We start from the raw sequence: 14,309 nt of genomic DNA, 5'->3' as shown, positions 1-14,309 counted from the left end.
GCGCGCCGGCGGCGCGCCTCGTTTCGAATCGGAAGCACAGCTTACTCTGCCGCTTCAGGTGCTGGCCCATCCGCATCGGGTTGCGGCGCTTCAGGCTGCTCGGCAACCGGTTCGGCCTTGGGTTTGCGCGAGCGGCTGCGCGTTGATTTCGGCTTGGGCTTGAGTTGGCTTTCCGGTGTTTCGACCAAGCCGGTTTCTCCCGCAGGTTCGACAATGTCGGGCTGCGGGGCCTGCGCAGGATCGGCACTCGCTTCCTGCTCTTGCCGAGAGGAGCGCTCACGATCACGCTCTGCCTGACGCTCGCGGTTCTGGCGCTCCTGCTCTTCACGGCGCGCCTCAATCTCGCGTTGGGCTTCGGCCAGCATCCGCAGATAGTGCTCTGCGTGCTGCTGAAAGTTCTCAGTCGCGACGCGGTCACCAGACAGCTGTGCGTCGCGCGCCAACTGGTTGTACTTGTCAATGATCTGTTGCGGCGTACCGCGGACCTTGCCCTCCGGGCCGGAACTGTCGAACACGCGGTTGACGACGTTGCCGCCACCCCCACCGGAATTGCGGTTGCGGTTGCTCTTGGACCGGGACCGTGATCTCGAAGACTTCATGGATATATATGGCTCTCTGGCATAACTCTTTGTGATCGCCCGTGCCGCATCATCTTGGTTGCGTGTCACAGTCTCTTGGCGATCTTGTGGATGGGACGCTGTTGCAAGGCAGAAGCCGGTACATCCGCGTCTGATAGATGAATAAACACGGACATGGCCCGCCGACAAGGGTTAAAGCCAAATTTTCGCTACTTTTGATCGTTTCATGCTGGATTCCGCGCAAGAATGACACGGTCACGTCCATCCAGATCTGGCAACACGTCCACAGTACCCCACCCGCTCCGTTCAAAAATGGTGCGCACTTCAGCGCCCTGTTGCCAACCAATCTCGCACAGAACACGGCCATTGGCCGTCAGATAGCTACCTGCTTGGTCTGCAATCGTTCGATAGGCCGACAGCCCGTCGCCCTCATCGGTGAGCGCCATGCGCGGTTCGTGCTCGCGCAACTCGGGCGACACCTCCTCCATCTCGAAAGCAGAAAGATAAGGAGGATTCTGCCACAATTAGGTCAAAACGACCATCGACGGGATCGAACCAATCCCCCTGCTTGATCTGCACGCGTGACGCGACCTCGTGTAGCGCAACATTTGCAGACGCCTGCAAACATGCCGCTTCAGACAGATCGACCCCCACCCCGATGGCGTCCTCGTGTTCCGCCAGCAACGTCACCAGCAAACAGCCTGACCCAGTACCAAGATCCAAAACACGTTCGAAGTCTTCGCTCAATGCCGCTTCGACCAGCGTTTCGGTTTCAGGCCGAGGATCCAACACATCGGCACTGATCTTGAAACGGCGGCCATAAAATTCGCGCTCACCTATCAGGTGGCTGACAGGCACCCGCACTGCGCGCAGGGCAATCAGATGGTCATAGCGGTCCGCTATGTCAGGCGCGATGTCCTCTGGGGCAATGAGTGTGATGCGGGCGGCATCGACTTGCGCCGCATGCGCCAGCAGCACACGTGCATCCCGTGCAGGGTCCGGCACACCCGCTGCGCGCAGCCGCGCCGTGGCGGCCACCATGGCTTCGGCGGCGGTGGTCACGTGCCCATCTCGGCCATCAGGCGGGCCTGTGCGTCCGCGGTGAGCGCATCAATCACCTCGTCCAGATCACCCTGCATCACTTGGTCCAGCTTGTAGAGCGTCAGGTTGATCCGGTGATCAGTCATGCGCCCTTGCGGAAAGTTGTAGGTGCGAATGCGCTCGGACCGGTCCCCCGATCCAACTTGCGCGGCCCGGTCAGCCGAGCGTTCGCTGTCTACCCGCGACCGCTCCAGATCATAGAGCCGCGCCCGCAAAACCTGCATGGCCTTGTCGCGATTGCGGTGCTGCGATTTCTCAGAACTGGTCACGACAATACCTGTGGGCAGGTGTGTGATGCGCACGGCGCTGTCGGTCGTGTTAACGTGTTGCCCGCCCGCCCCGGAGGATCGCATGGTGTCGATTCGAATGTCTTGCGATGCAATTTCGATATCGACGTCCTCAGCCTCTGGCAGAACCGCAACCGTCGCTGCCGAGGTATGGATGCGCCCTCCGCTTTCGGTCGTTGGCACACGCTGCACCCGGTGCACCCCGCTTTCATATTTCATTCGGGCAAAGACATTGTCGCCGGTGATGTGGGCCACAACCTCTTTGATGCCGCCAAGTTCGGTGGCCTGCTCTTCGACAATGTCGATCTTCCAGCCCCGCGCCTCGGCATAGCGCTGGTACATGCGCAAGAGGTCTCCCGCAAAAAGCGCGGCCTCGTCTCCTCCGGTGCCCGGACGGATTTCCAGCATGGCAGGCCGCGCGTCCGCTGCATCCTTTGGGAGCAGCGCAAGTTGCAAAGCGGCCTCCGCATCCGGCAACGCCGCCTTGAGTCGCGGCAGCTCTTCTTCGGCCAGTTCAGCCATGTCCGGGTCGGACAGCATCAGCTCGGCCTCTTCCATGTCCGTCACGATCTGCTGATAGGCTTCGATCTGATCAACAACAGGTTTGAGGTCAGAGTATTCCTTGGCCAATGCGGCGATGTCGCCTGACCCATCGGCCATGGCGGCTTCAAGATACTGAAAGCGCTGGGTGATCTGGATAAGGCGGTCTTGGGGGATCATAACGTCGGTTTGATCCAAGGCAGGGTATTGGTCAAGGGGCCGGGTGTGCTATATTGCGCGCCATGATGCGTAACGCCTTGATATTCTTGCTCATGGCCAGCCCGACGTTGGCGGATGTCACCTCACCTTCTGGCAAGACGGTCGAGTGTTATTGCACCGACAAATCCGGCGCCCGAGTCGAGTTAGGTCAAACCATCTGTCTTCAAGTGGATGGGCGTATGTTCATGGCGCAATGCCAGATGTCTCTGAATTCGCCCATGTGGCGTGAAGTTCAAGAAGGGTGCCTCAGCTCATCCCTCTTGGGCGGCAGCCAGCAACCGCTCCAGTCGTTCCCTGTTGACGCCAAAATCTGAACGGCCAAACCGCAGTCTGGCGTGCATCTTTAGTAGGTCGTCGCTGTATTCGACCGTCGTATAGTCGGGAAAACCAATCCATTTGGACCGAGTCACATATGTCACGCGTCCTTCATCGACAGAGCCGGCGACAACTTGGGTGCGAGGCAGAGCGCGCGCGGCAGCATCAACGCGTGCGAAAGCCATATCGTCCGCCTCTACAACGCGAATTGCACCGCCCACCATGTTCTGACTGTTCGTCTCGGCAATGAGCACATGCCACCGCGCAGGATCGGTCGGTGCCAGGCGTACGAAAGCAAGCAACCCCACCAAAACAATACAAATTAAAACAGTGGCATACATTGCGAACTTCATTTCCTCCTTCAATTCTGCCTGATGGGTCCCAATCGGGATGTTTCCAGCTCAACGGTAGGTAACACCCGGAAGAACACACAACAGTTCGTACAGAATATTGGCCCCAGTCAGGGCAGTGTTGCCTGAGGTATCGTAGGGTGGCGAAACTTCAACAAGATCACAGCCCACAATGTTCAGACCCTTGAACGCCCGTATCAGCTGCAGTGCCTGCGGAGTCGTCAATCCACCAATCTCAGGTGTGCCCGTACCCGGAGCAAAAGCTGGATCAAGGCTGTCTATGTCATAGGTGACATAGGTTGGTACGCTGCCGATATCACGCCTGATCTCCGCGCCCAATTGACCCAGATCGCGCCCCCACAGCTCATGCGCAGGAAACTGTTGGAACCCCCACCCCTGCGCTTCGGTGAAATCCTCGGCGGTGTATCCGGTACCCCGCAAACCAACCTGATAGACCTTTGACGGTTGGATCAGCTCTTCTTCATAGGCACGCCGAAAGACGGTTCCATGCGTTTCCCGCTCGCCGAACATTTCGTCGTTCACATCCGCATGGGCGTCCACGTGGACCAGCGCGACGGGCCCATGCCGTTTGGCAATTGCCCGAAGAATCGGGAGTGTGATCGAATGGTCGCCGCCAATCGCCAAGGGGATCGCATCGTATTTCAAGATTGCGTCGTAACTCTCTGCAATAATGCGTAAACTGTCAGTCAGGGAGAATGTATTGATTGCCAGGTCACCAATGTCTGCGACATGCAGATTGTCAAATGGTGCTGCCCCTGTTTGCAGATTGTAGGGGCGGATCATGGCAGATTCCGACCGAACCTGCTTGGGACCAAACCGTGTGCCCGATCGCCAGGATGTGCCGATATCCATCGGCACCCCCAGAACCGCGACATCCAGCTTTTGCAACTCGTTCGAGAATGGCAAACGCATGAAAGTATTGGGGCCGGAAAACCGGGCCAGGTCATTTCCGCTGAGCGGTTGGTTCTTAGGCGCCACCGCGCATCCTCCATCCCAAAAGCTGGCAAATTTCGGTCGCGACATGCGCGCCTGCGATGGCGGTGGCCCCGGTTGTGTCAAAGGGCGGCGACACTTCGACCACGTCGCCCCCCTGGATATTGATCCCGGCAAGCCCGCGCAGCAAGGCCGCTGCCTGCGCCGAACTCAGGCCACCCCACACGGGCGTTCCTGTGCCGGGGGCAAATGCAGGGTCAAGTCCGTCGATATCAAAGCTCAGATAGACGGGCCTGCCGCCAACGATCTCACGCGCGCGCTCAGCCGCTGCAGCGGGCCCAATGCGATGAAATTCGGGGGCGTCGATGATGTTGACGCCAAGCGTGTCCTCGTTCGTGGTGCGAATGCCGATCTGAACCGAGGTCGCAGGATCCACGATGCCGGATTTCACCGCCTTGTAGAACATGGTGCCATGATCCACCCGGCTCATGTCATCATCAGCCCATGTGTCCGTATGCGCGTCGATCTGGATCAGGGACATCGGCCCGTGTTTTTCTGCATATGCCTTGAGAATGGGGAAAGAGATGTAGTGATCCCCCCAAGCACCACGCTCGCTGCACCGGCGTCCAGAATACCGCGAATATGGGCGGTCAGAGTGTCTGGGAAGGCAGGGATGTTGGCGTAATCAAAGGCCACATCACCATAGTCGATGATCGTACGTTCGCTAAGGACGTCAAAAGGCCAGCCATAGGGCGCATCCGGTGCCTGCAGGCTCGATGCCTCGCGGATCGCGCGAGGGCCCAACCGGGTGCCCGGCCGGTTCGTAACCGCCTGATCAAACGGCACACCGGTCACTGCGATATCCACATCAGTCAGATCCTTGGTGTAGCGCCTTCGCAAAAAGGATGTTGCCCCGCCAAAGGTCAGTTCAAACGACGGCCCGCGCGGATCATCACGTGTAAACGCATGATCCATCTGGTTCTTTGCATCTTCCAGAGCCATCAGCGCCCCACCGGCTGCGCTGTTTCGACAAGACGCGCAAAGAACGATGCGCCGATGGGCGCAATCTCGTCATTGAAATTGTATTTCGGGTGGTGAACGCCTGCTCCGTCTCCCTGCCCCAGCATCAGATAGGCGCCAGGCCGCGCTTCCAGCATGTACGAGAAGTCTTCGGCGCCCATGACGGGCTCGACATCAGGATCAACCCCCGGCTCCCCCGCAACATCGGCGGCGATGCGCGCTGCAAACTCAGCCTTGTCCGCATCGTTGACCGTTGGGGGATAGCCAAATTCGAGCTCTAGCTTGGCCTCGCATCCGTAGGCTGCCGCGGTGCCGTCAACGACCGCCTCCATGCGACTTACAACCATTGCCTGCACCTCTTTACTGAAGGTGCGGACGGTGCCGTTGATATAGGCGGTCTCGGGGATCACATTGTCCGTGGTTCCGGTATGGATCTGTGTGGTGGAAATCACCAACTGGTCCAGCGGCTTGTGATTGCGGCTGACGATGGTCTGCAAAGCCGTGACAATCGCGCAGGCAGCGACCACCGGGTCGACGGTGTCATGGGGCCGCGCCGCATGTCCGCCCTTGCCGTTAATGTGGATATGAAACGTATCCGCCGCCGCCATGATCGGACCGCTACGGGTGTGGAATTTGCCGAAATCCTTGCCGGGCGCGTTGTGGATGGCATAAACCTCGCCAACCTCGAAACGCTCCATGATGCCCTCCTGCACCATGACCTCGCCACCGCCGCCATCTTCTTCAGCGGGCTGAAAGATCAACGCAACGCGGCCCGAGAAATTCCGCGTCTCGGTCAGATACTTCGCCGCCCCCAGCAGCATTGCGGTATGACCATCATGGCCACAGGCATGCATTTTGCCCGGATGGGTCGAGGCATAGTCGACGCCTGTTTCCTCCTCGATGGGCAGTGCATCAAAGTCGGCACGCAAACCAATCGTCGGACCATCCCCTTGGCCGTTGATAATGGCAACGATGCCTGTCTGCGCGATGCCGGCATGCACTTCATCCACACCGATCTCGGCCAGCCGTTCTTTGATGAACGCTGACGTCTTGGGACAATCAAAGGACAGTTCAGGGATCGAATGCAGGTGCTGCCGCCACGCGGCCATGTCGGGCGCAAGATCGCCGATGCGGTTGATGATGGGCATGGGTGGACTCCGGTCCCTGAGATACGTCACATGTCAGCAAACCTGAAACCGCGAGGGGCTGCAATGGGTGACGATCTGATCCACGATCAAACGGCGGGCATCGAACGGCTTTTGGAAATCATGCGCCGCCTGCGCGACCCGGAAACGGGCTGCCCCTGGGATGTCGAACAAACCTTTCGCACCATCGCGCCCTACACCATCGAAGAAGCCTACGAAGTTGCCGATGCGATTGAGCGCGAGGACTGGGGTGAGCTTGAGGGCGAACTGGGCGATCTGCTGCTGCAATCGGTGTATCACACGGCCATGGGGGAAGAGGCCGGACATTTCAGCTTTCAGTCTGTTGTGACCAACATCTCGAACAAGATGGTGGACCGTCACCCTCATGTCTTCGGTGACGAGTCTCGTGACAAATCATCGGAACAGCAAACCCGCGACTGGGAAGCCATCAAAGCCGCGGAACGCGCTGGCAAGGCGCAAAAAGGGGCACTGGATGGCGTGGCACCCAACCTGCCCGCACTTCTGCGTGCTGTGAAGCTGCAAAAGCGCGCCGCCCGTGTGGGCTTTGATTGGCCAGAGACAGCGCAGGTGCTGGACAAGATCAAGGAAGAAGCCGCCGAGCTGGTCGAGGCCCGAGACAGGATGGACCACGAGGAAATGGTGAACGAGATGGGCGACTTGCTGTTCGTCGTTGCCAACCTTGCCCGCCACCTTGGGGTTGAGCCGGAGGAAGCCTTGCGACGCACAAATGCAAAGTTCACACGCCGGTTCACTGCGATCGAAGCGGCACTTGCGGCCAGGGGACACGCGCCGCAAGACAGCACGCTCGAAGAAATGGACATGTTATGGGACGCGGCAAAGGCCGCTGAACGCGCTAGGCGAAATTAACGCTTGTCATCCACTCGATCTGCTTCACGTCTGATGCGTAGCGGGCTGAAAGTTCTGCTTTTTCATCCTCACTGAATGCCGCAAAGCCAGTCTTTGCCGTTTCACGAGCATACTGACTGATAACCGCCTGCCAATCGCTGCGCGACAGAGTTTTCACCGCGACGATACCGGACTTGAAGCGCTTCCAAGGCCGCATCCGTGGCACTTTGGTTCAAGATGCGCTGAGGTTCCACCAACTCCTCTCCCGAGAGGCTTGGCACAAGCCGCTTGAGCAAATCTGTGCTGGTTCCACGCGCCTCGTAGGGGACAACTGTTAGGGCTTCGGGCTTCAATATGTCTTGCATCAGTTGGACAAGGTCGGGCCACCCTCTGTCCATATCCATGTAGTTACCACTTACGTCGCAGAAATCAGACATTTCGTTATCTTCGGCGCGTTTGCGGAAAGCGGACTCAAACAGCTGGTCATATGGGCGCACGACCAGCATCAAATGCGCAATTGGACCTGTCCATGCCGCCCGTAGAGCGGTGCAGCGCATCTCTGCAAAAGGATAGAATTGACCTTGCAGAAAGTGAAACATGCGACCGGGAATATTCTCCTCGGACAAGATGACTGGACGGCCATCCCGATAGGCGTCCAGACCCAGCTTGGCCTTGATCGCGGCGGCAGCGTGATCAACGCGATGACCGGACGGAAGGCGCAGCGCCAACTCTCCCGAAGGGTTGCCATCACGCCCAGGATAAGCGGTTGTCCATCCCTGGCGATCCAATAACTGCCAGTTCTCATGCAAACACATCTGGAAAGACGAAGTGCCCGTGCGATGCGCGCCAGCGTGAATATAGATCGGAGCATCAGCCATAATATTTGCCCTTACGCCAGCCACCCCGCGTCACGCAAGGTTTTGCGCACGGCTGTTCGCCGCTTCTGGACAAGAGTTGCCAAAGAGGCCACGTTGCGCGGAAATCGGCTGGAGAGACCATGGCACCCCGCAAGATCATCATTGACACGGATCCCGGACAGGATGATGCGGTCGCAATTCTGCTGGCTCTGGCCAGCCCGGAAGATGTCGATGTGTTGGGGATCACGGCTGTTGCGGGCAATGTTCCGCTTGAACTGACAGCGAAAAATGCCCGCATTATATGCGAATTGGCTGGCAAAACTGATGTTCCGGTATTTGCCGGATGTGACCGGCCCCTTGGTCGAGACCTCGTGACGGCAGAGCATGTTCACGGCAAGACCGGGCTGGACGGGCCAAGTTTGTCGGACCCCCAAATGCCCCTGCAGGAACAGCACGCCGTCGACTTCATCATCGAAACGGTGAGCGCTCATGATACTGGCACCATAACCCTGTGCCCCTTGGGTCCGTTGACGAACGTCGCGACAGCATTTCAACGCGCCCCGGACATCGTTGAGAAGGTTCAGCAAATCGTGCTGATGGGCGGGGCGTATTTTGAAGTTGGCAACATTACCCCCACCGCTGAATTCAACATTTATGTCGATCCCGAAGCCGCTGATATCGTTTTTAAAAGTGGCGTCGATATCGTCGTCATGCCGTTGGATGTTACGCACAAGGCACTGGTGACAAAACCACGCAACGACGCCTTTCGCGCTTTGGGCACACCCGTTGGCGTAGCGGTGGCCGAGATGACCGACTTCTTTGAGCGGTTCGACAAAGAAAAATACGGCTCTGCCGGGGCGCCACTGCACGATCCCTGTGTCACGGCCTATCTGATCCGGCCGGACCTGTTCACTGGGCGGCATGTCAACGTTGAGGTTGAGACGTCGTCAGATCTTACCATTGGAATGACTGTCGCGGATTGGTGGCGCGTGACTGGCAGGCCTGCGAATGCCATGTTCATGGGCGACATAGACGCCGATGGCTTCTTTGGTTTGTTGACCGAACGGTTGGCCCGACTGTGAGCGCCGCACTTACCCTTGCCACGCCAGAGCATTTTGCACGGCTTGATGCGTTGGTCGCTGCTTTTCACGCAGAAGAAGGGATCACCCTGTCTGACGACGCGCGGGCTGCCGGGTTGCAACCGCTGTTGGATGGTATCCCGCATGGGGCCGCATATCTGATTGGTCCGCCGCGTGCGCCCATTGGATATGTTGTGGTCACCTTCGGCTGGTCGATCGAATTCGGTGGAATGGATGGGTTCGTTGACGAAATATTCATTCGACCCGGCGTGCGCGGTCGCGGCATTGCCACCGAGGTGCTGTTGGCCCTGCCCCGCGCTTTAGGGGGTGCTGGCGTCAAAGCCCTTCATCTCGAAGTCGCATCCGACAACATCACTGCACAGCGTCTCTACGCCCGGGCTGGTTTCCGTCTGCGTGATGGATACCACCTGATGACACGTATGCTCTAGTCACGCGGTGCATCGCCGCCTATCTCATGACCATGAGCTTACACATCCCCTTCGATAACAGCTACGCCACCCTACCGAGTGGGTTTTTCAGCCGTCTTGACCCAACACCCGTCAAAGACGCGCAAATGCTGGCGTGGAACGAAAAACTCGCTGCCGAGTTGGGGATTGAAGGCACCGACCCCACCGTGTTCGCTGGATCCCGCGTCCCAGACGGGGCGGCACCGCTGGCACAGCTCTATGCAGGGCACCAGTTCGGTAGCTATAACCCGCAACTTGGCGACGGGCGTGCCATCCTATTGGGTGAAGTGGTCGACACGCATGGTGAACGCCGCGACATACAGCTCAAGGGATCAGGTCCCACCCCCTATTCCCGGATGGGTGACGGGCGGGCTTGGCTGGGCCCGGTCCTGCGCGAATATGTGGTCAGCGAGGCCATGCATGCCCTCGGCATCCCTACGACACGCGCGCTCGCGGCTGTCGCAACGGGTGAGCCTGTGTACCGTGAGCAAGGCGCATTGCCCGGCGCTGTCCTGACCCGCGTAGCGTCAAGCCATCTGCGCGTCGGGACATTCCAGATCTTTGCCCATCGTGGGCAAGTCGACGAATTGCGCACGTTGGCCGACTATGCCATCGCGCGCCATCACCCCGACGCAGACGGCCCCATGGGCTTGCTCAGCGCCGTATGCGCGGCGCAAGCCGAACTTGTCGCTGGATGGATGTCTGTCGGCTTCATTCATGGCGTGATGAACACCGATAACTGCACGATCTCTGGTGAAACGATCGACTATGGCCCATGCGCATTTATGGATGCCTTTCACGAGGGCCGCGTGTTCTCCTCCATCGACCAGATGGGACGCTATGCATTTGGCAACCAGCCCCGCATCGCCGTTTGGAATATGGCGCAGTTGGCCACGGCATTGATCCAGCTTTTTGAGGACAAGGATAAGGCTGTAAAGGATGCGACAGCCATCGTTCACGCCATGCCGCAGCAGTTGGAAGACGCATGGCTGCACCGCTTCGGGGCCAAGCTGGGCCTGGCCGATGTCACTGCAGATGATCAGCCCTTGATCGAAGACCTCCTGAACCTCATGCAGGCTGACGGTGCCGATTTCACCAATACGTTCGCGGCCCTGCACACAGATGCTGCGCGCGATCAATTCACCGACTGCGATGCGTTTGACACATGGGCCCAGCGATGGTCGCAACGCGGCCCGGCCGTGGATTTGATGCAACGTACGAACCCACGGATCATCCCGCGCAACCATCGGATCGAAACGATGATCGAAGCAGCCGTGTCAGGCGACATGGTACCCTTCGAACGGCTCATGTCGGCACTGGCAACACCTTATGACGTGCACAGTGACTTTGACGACCTGCGCCGCCCGCCAACACAGGCCGAGATCGTGCCCGCCACCTTCTGCGGCACCTAGCGTCTGTTGATCAGCACCAGTCCGACGGCCACCAAAGCAAGAGCCGCCCAGATTGTGACTGTGATATCCTCACCCAGGATCAACCAGCCAAGAACAACGGCAAAGACGGGTGACAAAAAGCTGAACGATGCAACACCTGAGGCCGGGTAAATCTTCATCAGGAAGAACCAGAACAGAAACCCAAAGCTCGCTATAAACACGATCTGATAGGCAAGACCGATAACGTGAATCATCTCCAGATCACGCAAAAGCGGACCGAAGGTAGGCGCAAGGATCAGCAAGACTGGGGCTGAGATCAGCAGCTGCCAGAACAGCTGCTGCTCTGCCGGAATACGGCTTAGTGGAGTGATACGCACGCACAGAGCAATACCCGCCCAGCACAGCGCCGCCCCCAACGCAAAGACGTCTCCCAACAGATTGCCCTGCCCCGCATCGCGGTCCGCCAGTGCCAGCACCACGCCCCCCATGGCAAAGGCAAGACCGATCAGGCGCGTGCCGTTCAGGCGCTCGCCCGGCAGCAGCGCATGTGCTGCAAGGGCCAACCAGACAGGCATTGAATAAAACAAGATCGACGTTCGCGCGACGCTGGTCAGATCCAGCGCGATAAACAGGCAAATGAACTCAACCGCGAACAGCACACCGGCGACAATTCCGCCAGTCCTGCCTTCGATTGGCAGGCGCAATGGTATCCCGCGCGCGCGCATCCAAAGCCCCAGCAACACAAGCGCCCCAAGCGAGCGCAGGCCAGCGAGGAAGACCGGTTGAAAGCCAGCGTTCGACACTTTGATAACGACCTGATTAAAGCCCAGGTTCAACGAAAACAGCGTCAGCGCCACGGCACCGATCAGGTCGATATGCGACTTTCGATTCATCGGTGCAGAACGGCCGGTTTAAGGGTCAATGTCAATCGACCCCGAACATTCCCCCCCGTTTGGTCAGCAATCTGTGCAAGACTGCGTCCCAACGATTCCCCGGGGAGATGGAGAACATACATGAGCTTGATGAAAACACTGGCAAAAGTGGCCATCGGTGTTGCGGTAGCCAAAGGTGCAAGCGCGATGATGCAAAATCGTAGCGGGTCTGGTCGAGCAGCGGCTGGCGGTGGCCTTGGCGGCTTGCTGGGCGGACTGAGCGGTGGGCGAGCCCAGGGCGGCGCGGGTCTACAAGATATGTTGGGCGGACTGATGGGCGGCGCGCAAGGTGGTGGGTCCACTGGTGGCATGGGCGGACTTGGCGGCTTACTCGAGGGGCTTGGCGGCAGAGGCGGCCAAGGTCAGGGCTTGCAGGGTATGCTTGGCGGTTTGGCAGGTGGTGCGGGCGCAGGCGGCCTTCTTGGTGCCTTGGGCGGTGCCATGGCCAAACGGCCAGCCGATAATGGCGCAAGCTTCGGTCAGGTTCTGAACTCCAACTTCGACCAAACGCCAGAAGACCCGATTGAACCGACGGCAGATCAAGAGGCCGCCGCTGCCCTTATGCTGCGTGCAATGATCCAGGCGGCCAAGTCCGACGGCCAGCTGGACGATGCCGAACAGGAAAAGCTGATGGGCCAATTGGGTGGCGACGTGGATGCGGAAGAGGCCGCTTTTCTCCGCACAGAGATGCAACGGGATGTCGATGCAACCGCCCTCGCCCGAGACGTTCCAAATGGTATGGGCCCGCAGGTCTATGCCATGTCGGTCCTTGCCATCGATCTCGATTCACAGGCCGAGGCAAAGTACCTGCATGGCCTTGCGCAAGCGCTTGGGATGGACGCAGCAAGCGTAAACGACATCCACGCGCAGCTGGGCGTACCCTCACTTTACGCCTGAGCAACCAGACATATCAGGTGCGCGGCCCCTTGGGCTTCGGTTTCCGACGCCGACGGTTCGATGGTTTGGACGTACCGGGCGCACCGGGTCGCCCACCACCGGGCTTGCCGCCCGGACGGCCGCGCCCGCCACCCCCCCGACCACCTGCAGGCTTCGCGTTGGGATCCGCCATCGGTTCCCATGCGCGGCCCGACAGCACAGGAATGGTCATCTTCATGACCTTCTGAATGTCCTTGAGATGATCCATCTCTTCGGGCGCACAGAACGCCACGGCAGATCCGTCCTTGCCCGCCCGCGCCGTGCGACCGATCCGGTGCACATAGGCTTCGGGCACGTTCGGCAGTTCATAGTTGTAGACGAATTTGACGTCCGGAATATCCAATCCGCGGGCGGCTACATCAGTTGCAACCAGCACACGCACCTCGCGCGCCTTGAACGCCGCAAGGGCACGTTCCCGCTGGCCCTGGCGCTTGTCGCCATGAATGGCCGCCACGGCAAATCCCTTGCGTTCCAGCGCCCGCGCCAAACGATCCGCTCCATGCTTGGTGCGGGTGAAAACCAATGCTCGGTTTTCCCGATGTTTGTCGAGTAGCTCAATCAGAAGTGCCGATTTTTCGGCTTTGGCGATGAAATGCACCCCTTGGGTGACCTTGTCGGCCGCCTTGCCTGGTGGGTTCACTTCGATCCGCATGGGCTCTTGCAGATAGGATTGTGCAATCTCGTTCATCTGCTTTGGCATCGTGGCCGAAAACAGCATGGTCTGACGGTCATCTCCCATCAGCGATGCGATCTTGCGCAAGGCATGAACAAAACCAAGGTCCAGCATCTGGTCCGCCTCGTCCAGAACAAGGAACCCGGTATGCTCAAGCTTGACAGCCTTGCGCTCAACAAGATCCAGCAAACGCCCTGGGGTTGCCACCAGAATGTCGGCCCCCTTTGCCAACCGCTGGATTTGCGGGTTGATCGACACACCACCCACCACGATCTGCACACGCATCTGGGTCATGGCCCGCAGCACTTGCGCGATCTGGCCAGCCAGCTCCCGTGTCGGCGCGAGGATCAACCCGCGCGCGGTCTTGGGGGCAGCACGTCCGCCCTCTTCCATTAACCTTGCAATCAAGGGAATGCCAAAGGCAGCTGTTTTGCCTGTACCCGTCTGGGCCAACCCCATCACATCGCGCCCGTTCAACGCGTGCGGGATCGCCTGCGCCTGAATAGGTGTCGGTTGGGTCAAGCCCATCTCGGCCACGCGTTTCGCAAGGTCCGCGGGCAGGTTCATCATGTCAAAATCGCTCATGCCCCCCAGTGAA

16 protein-coding genes and 1 pseudogene are annotated in these 14,309 nt (G+C 59.2%); 6 read left to right on the top strand and 11 right to left on the bottom strand.

Features of this window, described 5'->3' with window-relative positions:
• Nucleotides 1-41: 41 nt before the first annotated feature.
• The 4 genes from ACZ1HN_RS13405 to prfA form a co-directional block, all read right to left on the bottom strand.
• Nucleotides 42-599, bottom strand: coding sequence for a DUF4167 domain-containing protein (locus ACZ1HN_RS13405; protein ID WP_472727864.1), 558 nt, complete (start codon nt 597-599; stop codon nt 42-44).
• A gap of 203 nt (nt 600-802) precedes the next feature.
• A complete protein-coding gene (locus tag ACZ1HN_RS13400; protein ID WP_472727863.1) occupies nt 803-1,024 on the bottom strand; it encodes a hypothetical protein in 222 nt (73 codons plus the stop codon).
• Complete coding sequence (locus ACZ1HN_RS13395) at nt 1,008-1,640, bottom strand: N5-glutamine methyltransferase family protein (protein ID WP_472727862.1); 633 nt, start codon at nt 1,638-1,640, stop codon at nt 1,008-1,010. Before ACZ1HN_RS13395 ends, ACZ1HN_RS13400 begins: the two co-directional genes overlap by 17 nt.
• Nucleotides 1,637-2,686 (bottom strand): peptide chain release factor 1, encoded by a 1,050-nt coding sequence (gene prfA, locus ACZ1HN_RS13390; protein ID WP_299702611.1) that lies wholly within the window; start codon nt 2,684-2,686, stop codon nt 1,637-1,639. Before prfA ends, ACZ1HN_RS13395 begins: the two co-directional genes overlap by 4 nt.
• A 62-nt stretch (nt 2,687-2,748) precedes the next feature.
• On the opposite strand from prfA, the gene ACZ1HN_RS13385 reads away from it, so the two are divergent.
• Nucleotides 2,749-3,039 carry a hypothetical protein gene (locus tag ACZ1HN_RS13385; RefSeq protein WP_299206930.1) on the top strand — a complete coding sequence of 97 codons (291 nt, stop codon included), beginning with the start codon at nt 2,749-2,751 and terminating at the stop codon, nt 3,037-3,039.
• Here the strand turns inward: ACZ1HN_RS13385 and ACZ1HN_RS13380 are convergent.
• From ACZ1HN_RS13380 to ACZ1HN_RS13365, 4 genes and pseudogenes are all read right to left on the bottom strand, one after another.
• Complete coding sequence (locus ACZ1HN_RS13380; RefSeq protein ID WP_472727861.1) at nt 2,977-3,405, bottom strand: DUF1499 domain-containing protein; 429 nt, start codon at nt 3,403-3,405, stop codon at nt 2,977-2,979. The two genes, ACZ1HN_RS13385 and ACZ1HN_RS13380, sit on opposite strands and share 63 nt — an antisense overlap.
• 36 nt (nt 3,406-3,441) lie before the next feature.
• A complete protein-coding gene (gene speB, locus ACZ1HN_RS13375) occupies nt 3,442-4,389 on the bottom strand; it encodes an agmatinase (RefSeq protein WP_472729325.1) in 948 nt (315 codons plus the stop codon).
• A pseudogene (speB, locus tag ACZ1HN_RS13370) lies at nt 4,379-5,346 on the bottom strand (agmatinase). The gene speB (ACZ1HN_RS13375) and the pseudogene speB (ACZ1HN_RS13370) overlap by 11 nt, the downstream one beginning before the upstream one ends.
• The gene (locus ACZ1HN_RS13365; RefSeq protein WP_472727860.1) at nt 5,346-6,512 is read right to left on the bottom strand and encodes a M20 aminoacylase family protein; all 1,167 of its coding nucleotides are present in this window, start codon (nt 6,510-6,512) and stop codon (nt 5,346-5,348) included. Before ACZ1HN_RS13365 ends, speB (ACZ1HN_RS13370) begins: the two are co-directional and overlap by 1 nt.
• 63 nt (nt 6,513-6,575) lie before the next feature.
• Here ACZ1HN_RS13365 and mazG point away from each other — a divergent pair, with 63 nt between their 5' ends.
• Nucleotides 6,576-7,397 carry a nucleoside triphosphate pyrophosphohydrolase gene (gene mazG, locus ACZ1HN_RS13360; RefSeq protein WP_472727859.1) on the top strand — a complete coding sequence of 274 codons (822 nt, stop codon included), beginning with the start codon at nt 6,576-6,578 and terminating at the stop codon, nt 7,395-7,397.
• A gap of 101 nt (nt 7,398-7,498) precedes the next feature.
• Here mazG and ACZ1HN_RS13355 read toward each other — a convergent pair whose 3' ends face one another.
• Nucleotides 7,499-8,254 carry a hypothetical protein gene (locus tag ACZ1HN_RS13355; protein WP_472727858.1) on the bottom strand — a complete coding sequence of 252 codons (756 nt, stop codon included), beginning with the start codon at nt 8,252-8,254 and terminating at the stop codon, nt 7,499-7,501.
• Between the two features lie 119 nt (nt 8,255-8,373).
• Between ACZ1HN_RS13355 and ACZ1HN_RS13350 the strand changes: the two genes are divergently transcribed.
• The 3 genes from ACZ1HN_RS13350 to ACZ1HN_RS13340 are packed head-to-tail and all read left to right on the top strand — an operon-like array spanning nt 8,374 to nt 11,191.
• On the top strand, nt 8,374-9,315 hold the full coding sequence (locus ACZ1HN_RS13350; protein WP_472727857.1) for a nucleoside hydrolase: 942 nt from the start codon (nt 8,374-8,376) through the stop codon (nt 9,313-9,315).
• On the top strand, nt 9,312-9,761 hold the full coding sequence (locus ACZ1HN_RS13345) for a GNAT family N-acetyltransferase (protein ID WP_299206944.1): 450 nt from the start codon (nt 9,312-9,314) through the stop codon (nt 9,759-9,761). The genes ACZ1HN_RS13350 and ACZ1HN_RS13345 overlap by 4 nt, the downstream gene beginning before the upstream one ends.
• A 32-nt stretch (nt 9,762-9,793) precedes the next feature.
• The gene (locus ACZ1HN_RS13340) at nt 9,794-11,191 is read left to right on the top strand and encodes a protein adenylyltransferase SelO (protein ID WP_472729324.1); all 1,398 of its coding nucleotides are present in this window, start codon (nt 9,794-9,796) and stop codon (nt 11,189-11,191) included.
• Here the strand turns inward: ACZ1HN_RS13340 and ACZ1HN_RS13335 are convergent.
• The gene (locus ACZ1HN_RS13335; protein WP_472727856.1) at nt 11,188-12,063 is read right to left on the bottom strand and encodes a DMT family transporter; all 876 of its coding nucleotides are present in this window, start codon (nt 12,061-12,063) and stop codon (nt 11,188-11,190) included. The two genes, ACZ1HN_RS13340 and ACZ1HN_RS13335, sit on opposite strands and share 4 nt — an antisense overlap.
• Nucleotides 12,064-12,183: 120 nt before the next feature.
• Between ACZ1HN_RS13335 and ACZ1HN_RS13330 the strand changes: the two genes are divergently transcribed.
• Nucleotides 12,184-12,999: a DUF533 domain-containing protein gene (locus ACZ1HN_RS13330; protein WP_472727855.1), complete on the top strand. Its 816-nt coding sequence runs from the start codon at nt 12,184-12,186 to the stop codon at nt 12,997-12,999.
• 13 nt (nt 13,000-13,012) lie between these two features.
• On the opposite strand, the gene ACZ1HN_RS13325 is transcribed toward ACZ1HN_RS13330, so the two are convergent.
• The gene (locus ACZ1HN_RS13325) at nt 13,013-14,296 is read right to left on the bottom strand and encodes a DEAD/DEAH box helicase (protein ID WP_472727854.1); all 1,284 of its coding nucleotides are present in this window, start codon (nt 14,294-14,296) and stop codon (nt 13,013-13,015) included.
• Nucleotides 14,297-14,309 lie beyond the last annotated feature (13 nt).

The organism is Tateyamaria sp. GN1-10, from assembly GCF_055693845.1.
Note: the sequence above shows the minus strand (reverse complement) of the source record. Positions and strands in the feature narration are given on the sequence as shown.